Source organism: Pseudoalteromonas maricaloris, from assembly GCF_024746855.1.
Taxonomy (GTDB): domain Bacteria; phylum Pseudomonadota; class Gammaproteobacteria; order Enterobacterales; family Alteromonadaceae; genus Pseudoalteromonas; species Pseudoalteromonas maricaloris.
In genome coordinates, this window is record NZ_CP024625.1 from 2,725,391 (window position 1) to 2,745,179 (window position 19,789).

At 42.3% G+C, this 19,789-nt stretch carries 20 protein-coding genes; 7 read left to right on the forward strand and 13 right to left on the reverse strand.

Translation table 11 applies throughout. The annotated features are described in order from the left end of the window. Positions 1–54: 54 nt before the first annotated feature. Together aroC and prmB are read right to left on the reverse strand one after the other, a co-directional pair. Positions 55–1,152 carry a chorismate synthase gene (gene aroC / locus CTT31_RS11955; RefSeq protein WP_039497056.1) on the reverse strand — a complete coding sequence of 366 codons (1,098 nt, stop codon included), beginning with the start codon at positions 1,150–1,152 and terminating at the stop codon, positions 55–57. Between the two features lie 47 nt (positions 1,153–1,199). Next, the gene (gene prmB, locus CTT31_RS11960; protein ID WP_211860050.1) at positions 1,200–2,135 is read right to left on the reverse strand and encodes a 50S ribosomal protein L3 N(5)-glutamine methyltransferase; all 936 of its coding nucleotides are present in this window, start codon (positions 2,133–2,135) and stop codon (positions 1,200–1,202) included. Between the two features lie 96 nt (positions 2,136–2,231). On the opposite strand from prmB, the gene smrB reads away from it, so the two are divergent. After that, positions 2,232–2,783 (forward strand): endonuclease SmrB, encoded by a 552-nt coding sequence (smrB, locus tag CTT31_RS11965; protein WP_010371129.1) that lies wholly within the window; start codon positions 2,232–2,234, stop codon positions 2,781–2,783. Positions 2,784–3,019: 236 nt separating this feature from the next. Continuing rightward, positions 3,020–3,262 (forward strand): hypothetical protein, encoded by a 243-nt coding sequence (locus CTT31_RS11970; RefSeq protein ID WP_045990797.1) that lies wholly within the window; start codon positions 3,020–3,022, stop codon positions 3,260–3,262. 256 nt (positions 3,263–3,518) lie between these two features. Here CTT31_RS11970 and CTT31_RS11975 read toward each other — a convergent pair whose 3' ends face one another. The 5 genes from CTT31_RS11975 to CTT31_RS11995 form a co-directional block, all read right to left on the reverse strand. After that, positions 3,519–4,124: a peroxiredoxin gene (locus CTT31_RS11975; protein ID WP_010371125.1), complete on the reverse strand. Its 606-nt coding sequence runs from the start codon at positions 4,122–4,124 to the stop codon at positions 3,519–3,521. A 321-nt stretch (positions 4,125–4,445) separates the two neighbouring features. Next, positions 4,446–5,159, reverse strand: coding sequence for a fatty acid metabolism transcriptional regulator FadR (fadR, locus tag CTT31_RS11980; protein ID WP_010371123.1), 714 nt, complete (start codon positions 5,157–5,159; stop codon positions 4,446–4,448). 168 nt (positions 5,160–5,327) lie between these two features. Further along, entirely contained in the window at positions 5,328–5,762 is a 435-nt protein-coding gene (locus CTT31_RS11985; RefSeq protein WP_260491327.1) for a hypothetical protein, read from the reverse strand. Between the two features lie 445 nt (positions 5,763–6,207). Beyond that, positions 6,208–6,345, reverse strand: a complete 138-nt coding sequence (locus CTT31_RS23615; protein ID WP_331708017.1) for a GNAT family N-acetyltransferase — start codon at positions 6,343–6,345, stop codon at positions 6,208–6,210. 76 nt (positions 6,346–6,421) lie between these two features. After that, positions 6,422–8,179 (reverse strand): winged helix-turn-helix domain-containing protein, encoded by a 1,758-nt coding sequence (locus CTT31_RS11995; protein ID WP_260491328.1) that lies wholly within the window; start codon positions 8,177–8,179, stop codon positions 6,422–6,424. 145 nt (positions 8,180–8,324) lie between these two features. On the opposite strand from CTT31_RS11995, the gene CTT31_RS12000 reads away from it, so the two are divergent. From CTT31_RS12000 to CTT31_RS12010, 3 genes are all read left to right on the forward strand, one after another. Continuing rightward, positions 8,325–9,824, forward strand: coding sequence for an amidohydrolase family protein (locus CTT31_RS12000; RefSeq protein ID WP_260491330.1), 1,500 nt, complete (start codon positions 8,325–8,327; stop codon positions 9,822–9,824). A gap of 198 nt (positions 9,825–10,022) precedes the next feature. Continuing rightward, positions 10,023–10,532: a disulfide bond formation protein DsbB gene (dsbB, locus tag CTT31_RS12005; RefSeq protein WP_017216139.1), complete on the forward strand. Its 510-nt coding sequence runs from the start codon at positions 10,023–10,025 to the stop codon at positions 10,530–10,532. Between the two features lie 12 nt (positions 10,533–10,544). Beyond that, positions 10,545–10,850, forward strand: a complete 306-nt coding sequence (locus CTT31_RS12010) for a hypothetical protein (RefSeq protein WP_017216140.1) — start codon at positions 10,545–10,547, stop codon at positions 10,848–10,850. Between the two features lie 51 nt (positions 10,851–10,901). Here the strand turns inward: CTT31_RS12010 and CTT31_RS12015 are convergent, their stop codons facing one another. After that, complete coding sequence (locus CTT31_RS12015; protein WP_010371108.1) at positions 10,902–11,210, reverse strand: ComEA family DNA-binding protein; 309 nt, start codon at positions 11,208–11,210, stop codon at positions 10,902–10,904. A gap of 270 nt (positions 11,211–11,480) precedes the next feature. Here CTT31_RS12015 and CTT31_RS12020 point away from each other — a divergent pair, with 270 nt between their 5' ends. Further along, positions 11,481–11,795 carry a YebG family protein gene (locus CTT31_RS12020; RefSeq protein WP_010606713.1) on the forward strand — a complete coding sequence of 105 codons (315 nt, stop codon included), beginning with the start codon at positions 11,481–11,483 and terminating at the stop codon, positions 11,793–11,795. A 93-nt stretch (positions 11,796–11,888) separates the two neighbouring features. Here the strand turns inward: CTT31_RS12020 and CTT31_RS12025 are convergent, their stop codons facing one another. From CTT31_RS12025 to CTT31_RS12040, 4 genes are all read right to left on the reverse strand, one after another. Beyond that, positions 11,889–13,079 carry an amino acid aminotransferase gene (locus CTT31_RS12025; protein WP_260491331.1) on the reverse strand — a complete coding sequence of 397 codons (1,191 nt, stop codon included), beginning with the start codon at positions 13,077–13,079 and terminating at the stop codon, positions 11,889–11,891. Positions 13,080–13,259: 180 nt separating this feature from the next. Further along, positions 13,260–13,925 (reverse strand): GAF domain-containing protein, encoded by a 666-nt coding sequence (locus CTT31_RS12030; protein WP_211858001.1) that lies wholly within the window; start codon positions 13,923–13,925, stop codon positions 13,260–13,262. A 128-nt stretch (positions 13,926–14,053) separates the two neighbouring features. Further along, on the reverse strand, positions 14,054–15,712 hold the full coding sequence (locus tag CTT31_RS12035) for a fused response regulator/phosphatase (protein ID WP_260491333.1): 1,659 nt from the start codon (positions 15,710–15,712) through the stop codon (positions 14,054–14,056). 21 nt (positions 15,713–15,733) lie between these two features. Further along, positions 15,734–16,039, reverse strand: coding sequence for an STAS domain-containing protein (locus tag CTT31_RS12040; RefSeq protein ID WP_010371095.1), 306 nt, complete (start codon positions 16,037–16,039; stop codon positions 15,734–15,736). 143 nt (positions 16,040–16,182) lie between these two features. Between CTT31_RS12040 and CTT31_RS12045 the strand changes: the two genes are divergently transcribed. Beyond that, the gene (locus tag CTT31_RS12045) at positions 16,183–16,512 is read left to right on the forward strand and encodes an SUI1 family translation initiation factor (protein ID WP_039497034.1); all 330 of its coding nucleotides are present in this window, start codon (positions 16,183–16,185) and stop codon (positions 16,510–16,512) included. Positions 16,513–16,552: 40 nt separating this feature from the next. On the opposite strand, the gene CTT31_RS12050 is transcribed toward CTT31_RS12045, so the two are convergent. Then, positions 16,553–19,516 (reverse strand): bifunctional diguanylate cyclase/phosphodiesterase, encoded by a 2,964-nt coding sequence (locus tag CTT31_RS12050; protein ID WP_260491334.1) that lies wholly within the window; start codon positions 19,514–19,516, stop codon positions 16,553–16,555. Between the last annotated feature and the right edge of the window lie 273 nt (positions 19,517–19,789).

Genomic DNA, 19,789 nt, shown 5'->3' on the forward strand with positions numbered 1-19,789 from the left:
TGATTTGTCCAAGAAAAGCAATCACTGTGCCAAAATTAGCTTACTCGCTACTGGCTAGATATGACCAGGAATTGGCTTGTGCGGCAAATTGACGTCTTGGTTTTGACCTCGGTGACGTAATAAGTGATCCATGAGCGTAATAGCCAACATGGCTTCTGCTATTGGAATGGCACGAATACCAACACAAGGATCATGGCGACCCTTCGTCACAACTTCTTGTGGTTGGTTGTGGGTATCAATACTCTGCCCCGGTACCGAGATACTTGATGTCGGTTTTAGCGCAATTGATGCGATAATATCTTGCCCTGTAGAAATACCCGCTAAAACGCCGCCGGCATGATTAGAGGTAAATCCCTGTGGCGTTAGCTCATCTCTATGCTCAGAGCCCTTTTGCTCAACCACATCAAAGCCATCACCAATCTCTACGCCTTTTACGGCATTAATGCTCATCAAGGAGTGCGCTATCTCAGCATCCAAACGATCAAACACTGGCTCACCTAAACCAACAGGCACATTTTTCGCCACGACTTTTACCTTTGCGCCGACTGAATCTCCTTCTTTTTTCAGCGTACGCATATATTCATCTAGCGCTTCTAGCTTAGATTCATCGGGAAAGAAAAATGGATTGGTTTCAACGGCTGACCAATCATAATGCTCGGCTTTAATCGGGCCTAATTGAGAAAGACAGGCATTGATTTCGATGCCATGGACTTGCTTGAGATATTTTTTCGCGATTGCACCTGCTGCAACTCGAATGGCGGTTTCACGTGCCGACGACCTACCACCACCGCGATAATCTCTATGTCCGTATTTGTGCCAATAGGTATAGTCGCCGTGACCCGGACGGAACAAGTCTTTGATGTTTGAGTAATCTTTTGAACGTTGGTCGGTATTTTCAATCAACAATCCAATGCTCGTACCTGTGGTCTTGCCTTCAAACACACCCGAGAGAATTTTTATCTCATCGCCCTCTCGGCGCTGTGTTGTGTAGCGGCTTTGACCTGGTTTACGTCTATCTAAATCGATTTGTAAATCAGCTTCAGTGATCTCAAGCCCTGGTGGTACACCATCCACCACGCCACCAAGCGCGGCGCCATGGCTTTCACCAAAGGTCGACACCTTAAATAATTGGCCAATGCTATTGCCTGCCATCGTTTTTCCTCATTCCTAAATAGACGATAGAGAGCATTGGCTCCCTATCAGTTTTTAAAGTATTCCAATAGTTGTTGTTTGGATACGACAAAGACCCCTAAACCACCATGCTCAAAGTCTAACCAAGTAAATGGCGCTTCAGGAAATTGCTGCTCCATATGTACCATAGAATTGCCAACTTCGACAAATAACAAACCATCATCATTTAGATGATCGGCCGCTTCTGCCAGTAGTGTGCGGGTCACATCAAGGCCATCTTCTCCTGACGCCAAGCCAAGCTCTGGCTCATGATGGAACTCCTCTGGCAGATCTGACATATCTTCTGCATCAACATAAGGAGGGTTCGCTACGATTAAATCGTACTTTTGACCCGGTACACCACTAAATACATCAGATTGGATAGCAAAGACTCTGTCTTGCATCATATGCTGATTGATATTGTGATCAGCCACTTCTAAGGCTTCAAAAGAAATATCTACCGCGTCTACTTGTGCGCGCTCAAATGCTTTGGCCAATGCAATCGCAATACAACCAGAGCCCGTACACATATCTAAAATACGCGTTACTTTATTTGGTGCAGCTACCCAGGGGGAAAAATGTTTTGCGATTAACTCTGCAAATGGTGAGCGTGGTACTAATACGCGCTCATCAACATAAAACGGCATACCAGCAAACCAAGCTTGATTGGTTAAGTAGGCGACGGGAATACGCTGCTCGATACGTGCTTTGATAAACTCTATCAGATGCGCTTTTTCACTTTGCGTCATACGCGCATGCATGATTTCTTTGGGGGCATCAATTGGCATATGCAGCACCGGAAGCACCAAACTGACAGCTTCGTCCCAAGGATTATCCGTACCATGACCAAAAAATACCTCGTTACTCACAAACTGGCTCGCTGTCCAGCGTACCCAGTCCTGAATGGTATGTAAGTCTTGAAAGGCTTCAACGGCCATTTCTTCGGTAATAAGTGGTTGCGACATTTCCGTCATGATGACTCTCTAAAGATCAAACTATATGGCGCTATTGTAGCGGTTTTTAAGCTAGGTTTTTATGCTTTTTTTATTTAAAATGTCCTCATGAACAGAGAATCTAACACTAATGCTGACCTAAATGACGATTTCGCGATGTTTCGTGAGTCTTTGAATGGTGTGAAACCCCTCAAACAAGATCAGGTGCAGCTCAAACAAAAGAAAAAAATTCAGAGCATTGAGCTGAAGCAACAAGTCAAGCAGCAGCAATCTGAGTTTTACTTTTCTGACGAGTATATTCCTGATATTGATACCTCGGGAACCATCAATTTCGTAAAGCCCGGAGCTGATCGCTATTTAGCAAAGCAGCTAAGGCGTGGTGACTACGCGCCCGAACTCATCCTAGATTTACACGGGCTAAATAAAGAAACGGTAAAACAAGAACTAGCAGCATTAATTCATGCTTGTAAGAAGCAGCATATTGCTTGTGCGTGCGTGGTGCATGGAATTGGTGAACGTGTGCTTAAACATAAAGTACCGCAGTATCTTGTCCAGCATCCAGATATACTGGCGATGCACCAAGCACCTTTAGAATATGGCGGTAAAGGGGCTGTATTAATCTTGGTTGATTTACCTGATGACCCTAACTTTGGCCGTTAATTCGGCCCAAACATTGTTCTTCATCCTTTCTTACTTCGCTTAATCCAGCCTTAATAAATTTAACTAAATCTTAGCCATTTCACCCATCCTGCACTGGTCAAATTCACCACCCCATTAACTCCCCTATGCCAATAAAAAATTAAAACACATAAAAATCAATAACATAAAAATTAAATTCATTTTGGCACAACCTTTGTAATAGTTATTGCGACTAACAAATTACAAGGAAACTTATTATGACTACTTTAGCGAAAATCACCATGACCACTTTACTGTTTACAGCAAGCATGACAACAACAGCTGCAGAAATTGATGCTTCATTACTTCAAGAAGTAAAAACCAAAGTAACGCAAGCTATCACTGAGTCAATCAAAGCGAATCTGGAAGAAATAAAAATTGAGACCAAACAGTCTTTAGAGAAAGCGTTTCAAACAACCAATAACAACGAGCAAGAAAAAAAGGAAGAGACTAATGATTAATGAACTCGAATTTCTGAGTCTGCTCGCAACTCCCGTGATCAGTTTATTTGCCGCTTACCTGAGCATTCAACTGATAAAATCACTGGGTCAGTTTATCAACTTTAACTAGCATGGCACTTGCTAAAGTAGGCAAGGTAGCCGAGTAGTCAAAGTTTTACCCTGAGAAAGCTATTGAGGTATCAGTAGCCATTAAAAAACCCGCCAATTGGCGGGTTTCTTTTTGATATCAGCGAGATATCATAAAGTCGACACTAAATTATAGTGCGCCTTCGTTTTCAGATAGGAACTTAGCAACACCTTCAGGGCTTGCATCCATACCTGCTTTACCTTCAGTCCAACCAGCTGGACATACTTCACCGTGCTCTTCGTGGAATGCTAGTGCATCAACCATGCGAAGCATTTCGTCGATGTTACGGCCTAGTGGTAGGTCGTTAACTACTTGGTGACGTACATTACCTTCAGCATCGATTAGGAAAGAACCACGGAAAGCAACACCAGCTTCTGGGTGTTCAACGTCGTATGCTTGACAGATTTCGTGCTTAACATCAGCGATTAGATCGTATTTAACTTGACCGATACCGCCTTCGTTTACTGGAGTGTTACGCCATGCGTTGTGTGAGAATTGAGAATCGATAGAAACACCGATCACTTCAACACCACGCTTTTGGAACTCTTCGTAACGCTTGTCGAACGCGATTAGCTCTGAAGGACAAACAAACGTGAAGTCTAGTGGGTAAAAGAAAACAACCGCTTTTTTACCTTTAATACGCTCGTGCAGGTTGTAGCTATCTACGATCTCACCGTTACCTAGTACTGCTGCTGCTGTAAAGTCTGGTGCCTTGCGGCCTACTAATACACCCATTTTTATCTCCAATAGTTAGGTTTATTTCCAATCTTATCTTGGTATCTCGTGTCGAGACCAAAATATCTTGTTCATAATATTGTGGCGTGCTTATGAAAAAACAACCCTAGCTAAATTCATAACCAAAGTCTCTTTGTCATTCTCACCGCCAAAAACTGCGCCTAGTGTATTTGGCAAGCGCCATAATTAACAATCGAATTTACCGATAGCACCAATCTATAAATTCGATGAGACAAAAATGCCTCCGCTCAAAATGCCATTCGGAGATCAAAAAAGGCTTCACGAAGAAGCCTTTTTAAGATGTCTATCACTCAGTGGACATTAGTCCATGATATTTTCTGGCATATCGCCGCGGATCTGCTGCCAAATTTCACCCGATTGGTGACCATACTTACGCATCAATGAAATAGCACCATCGTGTTCTTGATTTTCTGCCAGTTTGGTTAAATCTGCATAGAACTGTCTCGCCAGTCCTCGTGTTCTTGAATCAGAAAAGTAATGGCAACCAATTTTTGAGTATAACCCTCTGAAGCCATTTAAAATAAGCACATAAATTTTGTTTTGCCCAGCACCTGCCAGCTCATGGTGAACTTGGTAGTCATAATCGGCAAACGCTTCTGCGGTGTCTTCTAGCTCTTCATGCTTAGACAAAATATCGATAACACGCTGCGGATTGAATTTTATCGCCGCACGCGTATAGATAGCACTAATATTGGTACGCGCTGACAGCAGCTGATCGGTCAGCTCAGGCATCTTGTCTTCATCGAGACGCGCTAAGGTTTCTAAAATATTAAGCCCTGACGTTTCCCAAAAGTTATTTACTCGGGTTGGCTTACCGTGTTGGATAGTCAACCAGCCATCTCGAGCTAGCCTTTGTAATACTTCGCGCAGTGTTGTTCTTGTTACACCAATGAGTTCAGAAAGCTCACGCTCAGCAGGTAGAATGGATCCCGGAGGGAATTCGCCGTTCCAAATTGACTCAACAATATATTCTTCAGCAAATCCAGCTGGGCTCTTGGCTTTGAAAATTCTCATCTCACACCACTTTATTATTACATCAATGCCTTGATTGGCAGGTTGTGCTTGTTAATCCACTGATTGTACCAGATGAAGCTCAACTAACAAGCTACAAATCACCCTAGCTGAAAATAGCCATGTTTAATGCAGGTGAGATTGTTACGCGGTGTGAGGCTTCGAACTCACTTAAGGCGATATAGACTTGGCCATAACGGGATCATCTTCGCTCAACACTGAGCTGTTAATGTAAACAAATTGCTCCTCATCAGACCATCCTGCCTCTGCTTTCATTTTGTATAACTCAAATGCTTCGTAGTACGGATCGGTATCGTATTCGTTTTCTACCATTGCCCATGCTATCCAATGCGAAACGGTATAATCGCAACCAGCCAATTGGTATAGCGGCTCACTTAAAAAGAAAAGTGCTTCGTAACCTTCTCCACCACAGTGTTTCTTGATAATTTCAGACAGTGCATCATCTAAATATATGGTGGGTGGATCCGCATTTTTAAACACTTCACACCTTAGCGTTTCACTGCCTCGATAAACACGACATTTCTCAGTGCAAGACTTTTCTCTATTTAACTCAATAAGTGCTTGATCGCCGAATGCTTGAAGCACAATCTCTATATTTTCATTGAGTTGATTTAGCTTGCTTAAGAGTGTTTCATCATCAGTATCTGTAGATTTCGGACTTCTTTCACTCTTTTAAGTATTCGCTTGCCATTTGGAAATATTGAAAAGCAGGCTTCGAGCTTTTCATCATCTAGTTTCCATATGTCGAAATGAAGAGCATAATCCTCCCTGATATCAGGCATTGAGTCAGTCGACTCTCCTAATACTTCTCTCCACTTCCTTTGCCAATGTTGTTGATTGCTCATATTGTTTTATGTTTATTACGCCGCAACAGTGGTAAATTGTAGTGAAGTATTTTTGTATAGAAAGGCGGAGCTTACACAAAAATGCGTAACAGCGCTTCGCACGCTACTTGCAATGTGATGCACACTGATTCCTCGTGAGAGGGGTAAGTATATGATCTTCCCATTTACCGGCAATTTTAAGGTACTCATGCGCCAACCCTTCTTTTACAAAAACCCAAACGGTTTAGTAATTTTTCTGACCGCAAATTATAAGGCATGTAGTTTGCCATTCTGCGATGAAGTTTTAATGTGTGAAAAGCATAATCAATAGCAGTATTGCACATATTGAAAGCCCCCAGAGAAATTCGCTCCCTACTTTTAAATCACAGAGCGAGCTTTATGCCTGAGTAACCAAACGTATTAGAGCTCGTTCTGTCTGCTTTTAAGCTTATTCAGCCATGCTTGTTTAAATTCGTGGTCTGATGTCAAAGCGAGATAAAGATCCGTAGCAAAAAAACTATCATTGTAGTCGGGTAACCAGCCAGTATTGAGCAGCTGCGCCAGTGCTTGTTGTGTTTCTGCTGCTTCATTGTTAAGTGCGAACCAGTAAGGTGATAAAGCTGCATCTAGCTGATTTCCTTGATTAAGGTATTGTGCCAACAACTGTGTTACTCGCTTGAGCTTGCTTTGTTCACCTGTACGTTTCAGCATCAGTGCATAAGTAAGGTATTGCCCTACATTGCCTGCCTCTGGCAATTTAAGCGCCGCGATATCAGCAAAATGCTGTTCAAAAAGTGTTAGCGCGGGTTGTACTTTCTGCCGTGCAAGTAAAGCCAGAATATAAGGCATCACATAATGATTACCCTTTGAGTCTAGCTCGTATCGCTGCTTTAAGAGTCCTTCAGCCTTTTCTACATCACCTTGTCGCCATGCGATCCCGGCTTCAACATAGAGTCTAAATGCTGTAGAAATTGAACCTAAATTGGCGGCTTGCTGATATTGCTTCCCAGCTTCTTCTGCTCGCCCTAAACTCAATAACACTAATATGTGGCTCAATTGCTGCGCGGGGTACAATTTACTATGACTGATGTGATTGTTTTGGTACCACAGCAAATATTGGCTTGCCCTATTCTGGTTAAGCGGATAAAAGTCTAGCGCATAGAGCGGATTGTTTTTAGTGTGGGGAGCAACGGCAACGCTACGATCAAAATATTTTCGAGCGAGCACTAACTCTCTAAAATTCAAATAGGCATAGGCTAATCCTCGGATAATAACCGCATCGTTTGGTGCTAACTGATACGCTTGTTTATGCGCAGCAATTGCATCGGGTATTTTGTGTTGGTCCCGAAGAAATCGACCATACCAATGCCATAGGCGAGCATGCTTGGTTGAGAGCTCAAATCCGCGCTTAAAATAATCCTGTGCTTGCTCAATTTCACTCTCCATCACCGCAAAGCGTGCTAGAGAGGTTATCACTTCAATATTTGTATCATCTAAGATCCGTGCCTTTTCTAACAATGGCCGACACAAAGCAAGCGATTCATACTCTGACACCGCGCCATATACACTTAGCCCCATAAAGACATTGCACAAGCCACTGAGTGCCTCGACATTATCACTTTGTTTAGATAACACTTGTTGATAAATCGTTTTCGCTCGCGCTAACTCTTCCACTGCTGTACTTTGGGATAGGTGTGTGGCAAGAGTGATCTCATCAAAATATGGGTTGTTTTGTGTCTTGTGCTTTTGATCAGTTTGAATATAAAAAGCAAAAAAAGCGATTAGAGCGAGCAACGTAATGGTGACACCAAGCAGCCAAATTCGCTTTTTGCTCACTGGCATCACAGCCACTTTATGCTCTCTAAGCGCAATGTTTGGATGAATGCGGTAGCCTTGAGCTGATATTCTTTCTATATATTCTTCGTATTGCGGATCTGTGTTTAAAATCTTTCTTAACTGCGCAACAGCTTGATAGACCGAATTGTCAGACACCACCTTCGGGTGCCAAACTAACTCGACGAGGGTATCAATACTCAGAGGCTCAGGTTTCGCATCGATCAGCACCAACAGTAATTTCATCACTTTTGGGGTGACGGTATATTCACGGCCAGCCGGATACTCCACAATCTGGTTCAATCTAGGCACAACAAGCCAATTTCCCAAAAGCAAATTTTTCAACCCAAGAACACCTTATATTATTGATTACTATAGTTTTAATTAAATTAAGAAAAATTTCAGAGTTAATTTATATGAAAATTAAAACACAAAGTATCTCGCCAGTTATGCTCGAAGGCATCTAATACGACACTAACTGGTTTTCATTATGAAAAAACAAACATTAATATTTGCGGCCTGTTGCGCCCTGTCTTCTCATGCATTATTTGCAGCAGTGGACCTTCGTATCGACAATGCTACCATTTTAAATCCTATTGATAAGCACCAAGTCAATATCATTTCCAATCATTGGCTCACCATCCAAGACGGCAAAATTATACAAGTCTCTGACTCAAGTCAAAAACCGGATGCAGCAAAGGTTATTGATGCTCATGGTCAATACCTCATACCAGGGTTAACCGATAGCCATGTCCACCTAAAAACAATGCCGGGATTGCTTAACACTTCTCCTAGAGCTCGCCAAATGCAGGCAGCATTTTTACAACGGCAAGGCGCTAATTATCTTTACTATGGCGTCACGCAAGTTATTGACCCGTCAAACACTGCAACCGGCATGACCGAATTTACAGCAAATGGCCCCGCACCCGATGCCTACTTTTGTGGCGCAATGCCAGTTTACCAAGGGTACAACGCAGAAGGCCTTAGTTACTCAAAGCTACATCAACATAAACCCTACTTTGCTGCGCAACACAGCGATCCTGCTCATGAGCTAACGCCATCTCAAGCACATGCTCACCAAGGAGATCAACCCTTAACGCGAATGAAATCTGACGGTGCAACTTGTGCCAAACTGTACTTTGAAGATGGCTTCGGAGAAAACAGTGCTATACCGCTTATTAACCAAGAAACTGCCAAACAATTAGTCGAGTCCGCAAACTCATTGAAGTTACCCGTAATGGCACATGCGAATGCCATTGATATGCAACAACTTGCTGTAGATGCCAATATCAACGTTATGGCGCATGGACTTTGGAACTGGTTAGCGCCAAATACAGCCCCTAGCGAAAGCGAACTGCCAACCAATGTAAAAGCTGTGCTGGATACCATCATCGAAAAAGACATCGCCTATCAAGCCACATTAAATGTGATGAATGCTCTGGCGAAAGTGACTGACAACACTTTCACCTTCTCGTCTGAATATCGTACCGTATTACCTCCGTCTCAAATTGCTTGGTATCAAAGTGAACCTGGTCGCTGGTTTTCTCGAGAAATGGGGCAAGGCTGGGGTGAAATAAGTAATCAACAAAAGGTGGCTAAACTTGAGCAAGTTTTCTCTCAAGGGCAACGAGCACTAAATTATCTATATAAAAATGGCGCAACCTTGCTGCTTGGCTCAGATACGCCACCCGCACCAACTTATGTCTCGCAACCTGGCTTATCGACTTATCAAGAGTTAACGATGATGGATCAAGCCGGAGTAGGCCTCGTTAGCTTGCTATCTGCTGCTACCATTAATAATGCGAAAGCATTTGCAATAGACAACCAGTACGGCAGTATCGCTGCTGGGAAAGTAGCAAATCTATTACTTTTAAATAGCAACCCTTTGCAGTCAGTCGCGGCTTACAACGATATTGAATACGTTATCTTACATGGCTCCGCCATTGAGCGTGCTACTTTTCATATCGATGCCCTCGAGAAAAGTGAATGAGTAAATACGTCAGAATAGAAATACTGATAATGTCGGTCTCACCTCTATTGACTTAATCAAGTGGTCTATTTTGATATTTTCGAACTTCTGCAGGTAACAAGAGTCGAAAAATCGTCGCAAAGATAGCACACACTGCGAAGTAAGGTTGCTCTAACGCGGCCAGATAAAGCATAATAAAACAAAAAGGGTTTCTCTATAATGAAGATTTCATCTTTTCATCTCTCTAGGCAATCTTGGGGATTGCTAGCACTATCCGCTGCTATTTTTGAAGCCGTTGCACTGTATTTCCAATACGGTATGGGTTTAGAGCCCTGTATTATGTGCATCTATCAGCGTTTTGCTATGTTGGGGTTATTAGCAGCTGGTTTAATCGGTATGATTTCTCCTCGCTCTTTCGCACTGCGTAGTCTGGCATTTGTTTCGTGGGGCGTAGGCAGCATTTGGGGTTATTTTATCGCCCGTGAACATATCAGCATGCAAACCACAACGGATCCATTTGCTTTTACCTGTGACTTTGTACCAAACTTTCCTGCGTTTATGCCGCTTCATGAATGGCTACCAAGCTTTTTTGCTGCGACGGGTGACTGCGGCAACATAGATTGGTCTTTTGCAGGATTATCTATGCCTGGATGGATGGAAATTATCTTTGCATTTTATAGCGTTGCATTTATTCTTTTCTTATTTTTCCACGTTACCAAAAGAAGTTGAGATATCACATTCATGCATTTTAGGTTAAGCCAAATTGAGCAACTGAGAGCGTTTAAATTACGTGACAAGCAGATGATTTTGCGTCTTGCACTTAGCCACCTTGATGCAAAAACAAAGGTTGTGTTAAGAATAGCCAAGTTGCTACTGCTCACACCGTTTTTTGCCTCATTGGTCGTATTTGAAGGCTGGTTGTTATTACCTGTCTTATTGGTAGCAGGATTAATTTATCCGCTACTGACCACACCACTGGAAATACAGTTTGGCAAACCCAAGTTAGCTCAGGCAATCGCTGAGTTTAACGCCTCGAATAAGCCCTGATCTTCAATCTACCTGTGTGCGAGCAACTAAGCTCGCACACAATAACTACGACTAGACTCTAATTTTCCCCTCCAGTTTTGCCAATATTCCTTTCCCAATTCCTTTTACTTCCAGCAACTCCGTTGTTGTTTTAAAGCGCCCCATTTTCTTACGGTACTCTACGATGGCTTCAGCTTTACGAATACCAATCCCTGGTAAACTTGAAAGCGCCGAAGCGTCAGCGGAATTAATATCGAGTACAGCACTTTGCTGCTGTGTTTGAGAGACTGACTTTGCTTGCTCCGCAGGTTTTGCGAGCACGCTTGAACAGCTTAAACCTAACGCCAATAAAATAGAAAGTATGGTGGGTTTATTGAACATATATACACTCCTTGTGCGTAAAAAGTATCCAAAGCTTACTGCATTCACCTCGGTGAGTGATTGCAGAAGCTTTTTAAATAAAGATTGGAACATTGACTTTGTCAAAAAACATTCATTCTTTCAAAAATCCAAATAAACATTAAACTTTTGTTTTTAATGAATTTAATTAATTCTGCTTCACTCAACAGCACTTGAAAAATTTTCAAAATAACTTGCTTAATCCCTCGATTCGATTTACTGTATAAAAAAACAGTGACTAGGGGAATAACCATGGCCGTTATCATCAAATATGTTGTTGAAAGAAATGGAGTCGAGCGTATGACTTTCACGTCTAAAAAAGAAGCTGATGCTTATGATAAGATGCTAGATGTAGCTGAAGCATTGGAAGACATGCTAACGAAAGTTGACGTGCCGCTGAGTGAACAACAAGTTGAATCCCTAGCGCTTGAAATTGCAAAACAAAAAGATGACTTTGTGTCTGTGTTAAAAGGTGGCAAAGTAGCACCAAAAGCCAATACCAAAAACAAATCTGAAAACGAAAAAGCGTCAGATCCAGATAAAGTGACCAAAATTAAGCAAGCCTAATGATAATAACCACTTACTTCAGTGGGTGGTTTAGGCTGAAAATAAAAAACCGCAACTTTTGCGGTTTTTTATTTTGTGCTGTGTAGCGTGGTATTATTTAATCACGCTTGCCACTGCGTCAGCAAAGTAGTCAATATTGTCTTTGCTTACGCCAGCTACGTTAACGCGGCTAGAGCCTACCATATAGATAGCATATTCAGTGCGTAGTCTGTCAATTTGCTCTTTATTAATACCCAAGAAAGAGAACATACCGTGCTGACGGTCAATGAACGAGAAGTCTTGCTCAACACCTTTTTCAGCTAGGCTTTCTTTGATTAACGTACGTAGACCATTGATACGACCGCGCATTTCGTCAAGTTCGTCGTACCACATTTGCGTAAGTTCAGTACTGCTTAGAATGGTATTTACAATATCAGCACCGTGTGCTGGTGGCATTGAATAGATACTACGAACAACGCTAAGTAATACTGAGTTTGAAACATCAGCAGTTGCACTGTCTTTTGCAATGATTGAACACGCACCGATACGCTCGCGGTATAAACCAAAGTTTTTAGAGCAAGATGAACAGATGATCATTTCATCAACTGTATCCGCAACCGTTCTAAGGCCTTGTGCATCTTCTTCAAGGCTGGTACCAAAACCTTGGTATGCAATATCAATTAATGGCGTAAAGCCTTGCTCTTTCGCAAGTTCAGCAACCACTTTCCATTGCGCTTGATCTAAGTCCATACCACTTGGGTTATGACAACATGCATGAAGTAGTACTACATCACCTTTAGGTACTTGCTTCAGCGCATTGATCATCTCATCAAACAACAACCCTTTGTTTTCGTAGTCGTAGTAAGGATACTCTTTAACTGTTAGACCAGCTGCTTCAAATAGGCTGATGTGGTTTGCCCAAGTTGGAGTCGTAACCCAAACAGTTGCATTGGTGTTGCAACGTTTAATAAATTCTGCTGCAACACGTAATGCGCCAGTACCACCAGGTGCTTGCGCCGTACGTACGCGATTTGCCAATAATGTACTATGCTCTCCAAGTAACAGTGTTTCCATCTTTTGACAGAAGTCTAAGTTACCAGCCAAACCAATATAAGATTTTGTCGTTTCGTTTTCTAAACGAAACGCTTCCGCTTTTTTAACCGCTCTAAGTACCGGCGTGTTTCCCTGCTCGTCCTTATAAACACCTACACCAAGGTCAATTTTGTTTGGGTTAGTGTCCTGTTTATAAGCGGCCATCAGGCCTAAAATAGGATCTGTTGGAAGTGGTTTTAGCTCTGAGAACATGGCTTATCTCTTTTATTTTAATTAATGCAAACTCGAGCGGCTGACGCCCGATTCCAGTAGACTTGATGGTAACATAGAGACTTGCATCTCAGTTACCATATTTATCTAGAATTTTATTCATTTTTGTAAACTTGGCAGCACCACAAAGGCGTCAAGTTTACAGCCGGACTATTCCGATAATTATTCGGGTAAATAGTCAGGAATTCTCGTACATGCAGCTGCAAGCAATGCTAAAATTTCTTCGTTGAAAAATGACTCAGAAAACGCTTCTGCATCAATAATTCCAATACAATTTTGAGCATCATCGAATAATGGCATACAGGTTTCTGCTTTCACCTTTGGATCGCAAGTGTAGTACTCTCCTCCACTGGCGACATATTGAGGGATGTCATTAATCACTCGAGCTTTAGCACTCAATACCGTTTGGATATTATTTGAAGTAGCAGCAAAAGCCTCCGTTATTGGGAATAGCGGTCTACTCGGCGCGCCAGAGTACGCTAATTTGAGAAGTTGTTTCCCTTCATTTGTCGCTCTTGCTTGGTATATGCCAAACCAATCAACAGCTGTAAATTCAACTACCGCTGACACTATTGTTTGCAGCTTGGCAAGCGATTGCTCATTCACAATGTTCTTTTCAACGTAGTCACTCAATAAAAAAGGTGCTTCCTGAAGGTGACCAAACAAGCTACAAGCGCCTTCTTCCCCAAGCTCAGGGATCTGATATGACCACACAGCAGGGCTTGAATTTTTCTCAATATAAGCATCTAGTTTTTCTAATTGCAGCAAAAGCAACTCGCGGGAGATAGATAATCCGCTCAATGAAATATAATCTGACATTTTAGCCATCTAAACATCTAAAGTTAATGCAACTTTACCATGCTCTTTAAACCTTGCCAACACTAAAAAACAGGTACATAAAGCAATACCAGTAGACACTGAATCTAAAGCTGAGGTGACATACACTTGAGTGGAATTTAGACCGATTTAGAGGTGAGTGAATAAATCATTTCTACTTCATTTCCAGCACTGTTGTAGCTAACGCTTTGGGCAATCTCGTTAAGTAAGCTAACACCTCTTCCGTGGCTATGCTCTTGCTGCGCTTTATTGCGTTCGCTTGATTCAAAACCATTACCTGAATCACAAATGTTGAAGTATAACTTTAGCTCTTCAGGGCTGTAGCGCACAGAAATAATAATGAGCGCTTCTTTTAGCTCCTTCAAAACACTCTCTCGCAGACTATAGAACTCAAAAAAGCCATCTTCTTTGTTTTTAATCCCAGAATCTAACCCCAGCACACCGTGATCTAAAGAATTATTGTAGGCCTCTGAGAGTAGTAAGAAGATGTTAGAGCGATGTGCCGAAATACCGTCAACTTCACTAAGCAAATCCACCAGCTCAAGTACCGGATCTGTCGTTTTCATCTGCTTGGCATCTAAAGATAACGAAATATTAAACGGCAAACTTGAATAATGGTTAGGCGCAGAAACAATTGACTCGCTGGCAACACAATTAATAATCGCGATGCTTAAGTCATCTTGTTGCTCCGTATTGCCAGAAAACTCGCGAACTTCAGAGATAATTTGATCCGTGGAAATATGCTGCCGGCTCGCCAGCAAGCGCTTTAACCGTCGTTCGCCATACATTTCCCCCCGCTCAGACTCAGACTCAATGATACCGTCTGTCGCCATTACGAGGCGTTGGTCGGGGCTAACTTCAAAATGCAGCAGGTTACGTTCAAACTCATCGACTTCTAGAATACCAAGCGCCATATGCTGGCTCTCAATGGTTTTAATAAGGCTACCATTTTGGTCAATCAGATATAAATCTGGCAAACCACCAAGCCAAGCAGAAACACTTTTCCCTGAGCTGCTCAATTCAATGATAGCTGCTGCGCAAAACATGTGGCCGGGTAATAACTCATTAAGGGCGGTATTGAGCTCAACGGCTATATCACCAACCGCCATCCCCTTTTGCACCATAGTGTAGAAAATGCGCGATGCGGGAAGCGCGCCGACCGCAGCTGCTAAACCATGACCAGTAAAATCACCCAGTAAACAATAAAAGCCACCCATTGGGCTCTTGGCCATTAAAAACATATCGCCATTAAACATTGACGCGGGTGACAAGTGGTATTCACAAATCTCAGGATATTCAGATTGTTGTGCAAGCGCATTACTAAAGATGTGTTCAACAATCTCGTGCTCTCGCTCTATTTGGTTATAGTGATATTCCAGTTGCCGACGCTGTTCGTTGCTTTGTTGGCTGAGCCTACGTGTCCTCGCATGCGCTTTGATTTTGGCTGATAAAATGACTTTATCAAACGGCTTATGAATAAAGTCATCACCTCCAACAGCGAGACATTTTTCAAAGCTACTTTGATCTTCAAGTGCGGTGATAAAGATGATGGGGAGATATACCTCACCCGCATATTGCTTTATTTTGGGGGCAGCCTCAAAGCCATCCATTACGGGCATGACAACGTCTAGCAGCACGATGTCGATGTCCTGACTTTCGAGAATTTTTAATGCATCACGACCATTGTGCGCACAAAAAACGGTATAAAATTGTTGCTCAAGCATTGCCTTAAGCAGCTTACAGTTTAATACCTGATCGTCGACTACCAAGATATTCATGAGGGGCTAATCTATCGGCGATCAGTCAATATCAAACTTCTTATCAAAACGAGAGATCTGGAGGATTTTCTTAAGTTGTGGACGACAATTACTAATTTGAATGCTGGAAACTGAGCTTCCTAGTGTTTTTTTCATATTTAACAGCATACCCAAAGCGGAGCTGTCCATATAGTCGGTTTCACGCAGGTCAACAACAACCTTTTCGGTTTGATCATTCACCTCCGCATACGCCTGACGAAACGATTGCACCAAATTAAAGTCGAACTTGCCCCTAATCTGAATGGTTAATGTCTTACCGTCAGCAGAAGCGTTTTTACTCAAGCTCATCATTAAGCTCCTAAATTATTTTGATTTGTTTCCCCTCACCAATTTAAATATAACGCTTAAAAACCATTTAGCAAAAAATAAAAAACATCTAATCTGCTTTTTGCTATGATCTCTGCAAAGAACCCGCAAGAGGACCAGAATCAATGTCAGAATCAAGACTTGTGTACTCCACAGATGTAGGCCGTATTGACACCAAAGAGCCAAAGCAAGAAGTTCAAGGGAAAGTTTTTAAAGACGGCGCCGTTCGTATTGAAAGACAAACTAAAGGGCGCAAAGGCAAAGGCGTTATGCTTGTCGTTGGCATCGATAATGAACAGCATGATCTAAAGAAATTGGCAAAAACGCTTAAATCAAAAATGGGTCAAGGTGGTGCAGTTAAAGAAGGCGTTATTGAAATTCAAGGCGATGACAGAGAAAAGCTTAAGCAATTATTAGAAGGCCAAGGCTTCAAAGTGAAAATCGCAGGCGGTTAGGCACTTATTATTTTCAGCCCCATGCTTTGGGGCTGAGCCGCTATACCGCAGGGGCAAACCGCAAAATCTCTGCTTCACTCAACGGCGGGCTGTAGTAATAACCTTGTACAATATAGCAGTTATTTTTCGCCAAGAACGTCATCTGAGCCTCAGTTTCCACCCCTTCAGCAATAACCTGCAAATTTAATTTTTGCGCCATCGCAATGATAGCTGCGGTGATTTCCATATCATTCGGATCTTCAGGGATATCCTTCACAAAGGAGCGGTCGATTTTAAGTATATCAACTGGGAAACGCTTAATATAACTTAAAGACGAATAGCCTGTACCAAAGTCATCAATAGACAGTGAAACGCCAAGGGCTTTGATATCTCTAAGTTGTATGATTGCCGCTTCCACGTCTCCCATCAACATACTCTCGGTAAGTTCAAGGTGTAGTAGAGTCGGCTCCATTTCAGTTCTGTCAATAATATCTGACAGCGTACTGATCAATTGTGTGTCTTTAAACTGTCTCGCAGAAAGGTTGATGGATACGTTGGCAATCTTGCCCGCGGCTTTTAAACGACGAGAAAAATGGCATGCTTCTTCTAGCACCCATGCACCAAGCTCTACGATTAGGCCTGTCGCTTCAGCAATTGGAATAAACTTACTTGGCGGAATAGTTCCTTCGCTTGGGTGGAACCAGCGAATAAGTGCTTCATAGCCTACAACTTCTCCACTTTCACTGTTCACTTGTGGTTGATAATGCAAAGTAAATTGTTGCGCTTTAATTGCTATACGCAGCTCGTTTTCTATATATAGGCGCTCATTAGCGGCTTCGTCTAAATCTTGGCTATAGAAATGGTAAGTGTTCCGCCCTTTTGCTTTGGCCTGATACATTGCCAAATCTGCATGTTTAAGCAGCTGCTCCTCTTCTTTACTGTCAAACGGAGCCATCGTTATGCCAATACTTGCACTGACGATCACTTCGTTATTCCCCAGTTTTATTGGTTCTGCCAGTGTCTTTTGAATGATATTGGCAACTTCCATGGCATTTTCTCGCTCATTGATGCCACTGAGTAACACCGCAAACTCATCCCCACCCAATCTGGCAATGGTATCTTCTGCACGGAGCCGCTTTTTCAATCTCGTCGCGACTTCAAGCAATAAGCGGTCACCCGCGTCATGTCCCAAAGTATCATTGATGCGTTTAAACTCATCTAAGTCAAAGTAAAATAGAGCAAAGGCATAATGACCACGTTCGGCAAGCGCCATGGATTTACGTAACTGCATCCTGAAAAACGTTCGGTTGGCAAGGCCAGTTAAGGTATCAAAGTAAGCCAATTCTTCCATTTTACGCTGGCTTTCTTTTACAAACGAAATATCTTGGGCTGAGGCGACATAACTTGAAATTGCACCGCCTTCTTCACGGATCGGTGACACACTCAAACTGACCCAAATAGGTGCCTCTCTGTTACCCGCCAACATGGTATCTCCGCGCCAATGATTGCGGCTGCGCAAGTCAATATCGATATCATCAATGAGAATTGCCATGTCTTTTGAAATAATACTCAAAAGCGGAGAGCCAATAAAATGCTGTTCATCATAGCCCGTCATTTCCTGCATTTTTGGATTGACGTACTCAATTTGAAAATGCTCATTGGTCAATACAACGCCGGTACCAGAGAAAGCCACAGCTTTTGACAAACGGTTTGCCGCCTTTTCAGCGATTTCCTTTTCTGTAATACGTTGATTTAGGCCATTTACAAGTTGTTTTATCTCAACACTCATGTCATTAAATGACGCGTTCAATTGACCTATTTCGTCATCGGTATGCGGCAAGGTTGGCGTATCCCACTGCCCTCGACCAAATCCCTTCACTGCTTTAACGAGCGCATTGATACGTTTGAGTACTAATTGATATAGAACCTGATGCAGTAATATCGCAACAAAAATGGCATACAAAATAAACAAACCGAAGAACTTAACTTTAAGCTCTTCAATGGCCGAGATAGCCGACGCCCGCTTTTTATAGATCCCAATGTACCAATCTAAATTGGCAATATGGGTCACGTGCATAATATGCCAGTTGTCTTTATATCTAAATTCATCTTGGATATTTGGCAGCTTAGTAATAAGTGCAGTTTGTACTATTTTACTCAAATCTTCCGGTAGCTTGTTGTGGTCCAATAGCTGCCCAGTCGCAGCGGTGGTTTTAAACAGGCCGGGAGCTGCCAATAATCGACCCTGTTTATCAAAAACGATGAAACCTTGCTGATGGTCAGATTTAGGTAGTTTTTCGAGTAAGGTGGTCAACTCTATATCGCTACCCGTTAACCCAAGGTATTTGTCATGTAAGTATAAAGGCACCAAAATACTGACCACCCATTTGTTCCAAACCCTATCAAAATACACGCCCGACCATACCGCTTCCCTCGTTGGGTTTTGTTCAGCATGTAAAACAGGCAAGTTATGAAGCTGATTATTTACCAGCCTAGGGTCTTTCGCTAATAGGGCATTAGGAGGCGCAACACGGACAAATCCGTCTTTTGTAGAGAGGTAAAAATTAAAGAAATCCTGTAACAGTGGGGGCGCAAGAATATTCCAAAGCAATTCAGATTCAGAAAATAACTTTTGCACTGACTGCAATTTTAAATCGCCAGTATACATAGCTGCAGAAAGGCCATTTTTGGCTGTACTCGCTAAGTTTTCGCCACGCTTGTCGACACTCGCTTGTGCGCCAGATAAATCTTGAACACCGTAAAGTAAGTGTTTGGAAACCACTGAATTGGCTTGTTCGGCCAAGTTGGCTTTAAGATCGAGGTAATTTGAGAACTGATTGTTCACCTGCGCACTAAAACGCTTAAGCTCATCATACTCTTCATAGATCAACTGCTTTTCTTCAGATTTTAGCATCAATGCTGCAGCAAAAACGCCCGCGATCAAACACACGGCCGAAATCAACATCGACAGCTTTACACTTAAAGAGCTTGCACCATATCTTGATGGGGGACGACGATTGCCCACAAGTTAACCTATTCTTTTATTTACAGTGGTGGTGTTGCCTGAATATACCAGAATATTTTTCGACTCGCCAATAAGTTACGTTTGATTAACGTACTTAACTCACTGAGATTGGGCACTTATCTACTAAATAACTTAGGTTTTTGCCAATACGTCCAAAGTAGTACTTGTTTTCTCGTTTAGTTCTATGCTAATAATGTATTCAGTTTCAAAGTAAGGTTTGAATAAATGAATTTCATCACACGCAACAGCAACACATATTTCTTTTTTAGCTTC

Excerpts from the sequence above, each read along its gene's own strand:
- CTT31_RS12000 (WP_260491330.1), top strand. The coding sequence starts at position 8,325 with ATGAAAAAACAAACATTAATATTTGCGGCCTGTTGCGCCCTGTCTTCT.
- CTT31_RS12020 (WP_010606713.1), top strand. The coding sequence starts at position 11,481 with ATGGCCGTTATCATCAAATATGTTGTTGAAAGAAATGGAGTCGAGCGT.
- CTT31_RS12040 (WP_010371095.1), bottom strand. The coding sequence starts at position 16,039 with ATGAGCTTGAGTAAAAACGCTTCTGCTGACGGTAAGACATTAACCATT.
- CTT31_RS12035 (WP_260491333.1), bottom strand. The coding sequence starts at position 15,712 with ATGAATATCTTGGTAGTCGACGATCAGGTATTAAACTGTAAGCTGCTT.
- CTT31_RS12025 (WP_260491331.1), bottom strand. The coding sequence starts at position 13,079 with ATGTTCTCAGAGCTAAAACCACTTCCAACAGATCCTATTTTAGGCCTG.
- prmB (WP_211860050.1), bottom strand. The coding sequence starts at position 2,135 with ATGTCGCAACCACTTATTACCGAAGAAATGGCCGTTGAAGCCTTTCAA.
- dsbB (WP_017216139.1), top strand. The coding sequence starts at position 10,023 with ATGAAGATTTCATCTTTTCATCTCTCTAGGCAATCTTGGGGATTGCTA.
- aroC (WP_039497056.1), bottom strand. The coding sequence starts at position 1,152 with ATGGCAGGCAATAGCATTGGCCAATTATTTAAGGTGTCGACCTTTGGT.
- CTT31_RS12045 (WP_039497034.1), top strand. The coding sequence starts at position 16,183 with ATGTCAGAATCAAGACTTGTGTACTCCACAGATGTAGGCCGTATTGAC.
- CTT31_RS12015 (WP_010371108.1), bottom strand. The coding sequence starts at position 11,210 with ATGTTCAATAAACCCACCATACTTTCTATTTTATTGGCGTTAGGTTTA.
- fadR (WP_010371123.1), bottom strand. The coding sequence starts at position 5,159 with ATGAGAATTTTCAAAGCCAAGAGCCCAGCTGGATTTGCTGAAGAATAT.
- CTT31_RS11970 (WP_045990797.1), top strand. The coding sequence starts at position 3,020 with ATGACTACTTTAGCGAAAATCACCATGACCACTTTACTGTTTACAGCA.
- CTT31_RS12030 (WP_211858001.1), bottom strand. The coding sequence starts at position 13,925 with ATGGCTAAAATGTCAGATTATATTTCATTGAGCGGATTATCTATCTCC.
- smrB (WP_010371129.1), top strand. The coding sequence starts at position 2,232 with ATGAACAGAGAATCTAACACTAATGCTGACCTAAATGACGATTTCGCG.
- CTT31_RS23615 (WP_331708017.1), bottom strand. The coding sequence starts at position 6,345 with ATGTGCAATACTGCTATTGATTATGCTTTTCACACATTAAAACTTCAT.
- CTT31_RS12010 (WP_017216140.1), top strand. The coding sequence starts at position 10,545 with ATGCATTTTAGGTTAAGCCAAATTGAGCAACTGAGAGCGTTTAAATTA.
- CTT31_RS11975 (WP_010371125.1), bottom strand. The coding sequence starts at position 4,124 with ATGGGTGTATTAGTAGGCCGCAAGGCACCAGACTTTACAGCAGCAGCA.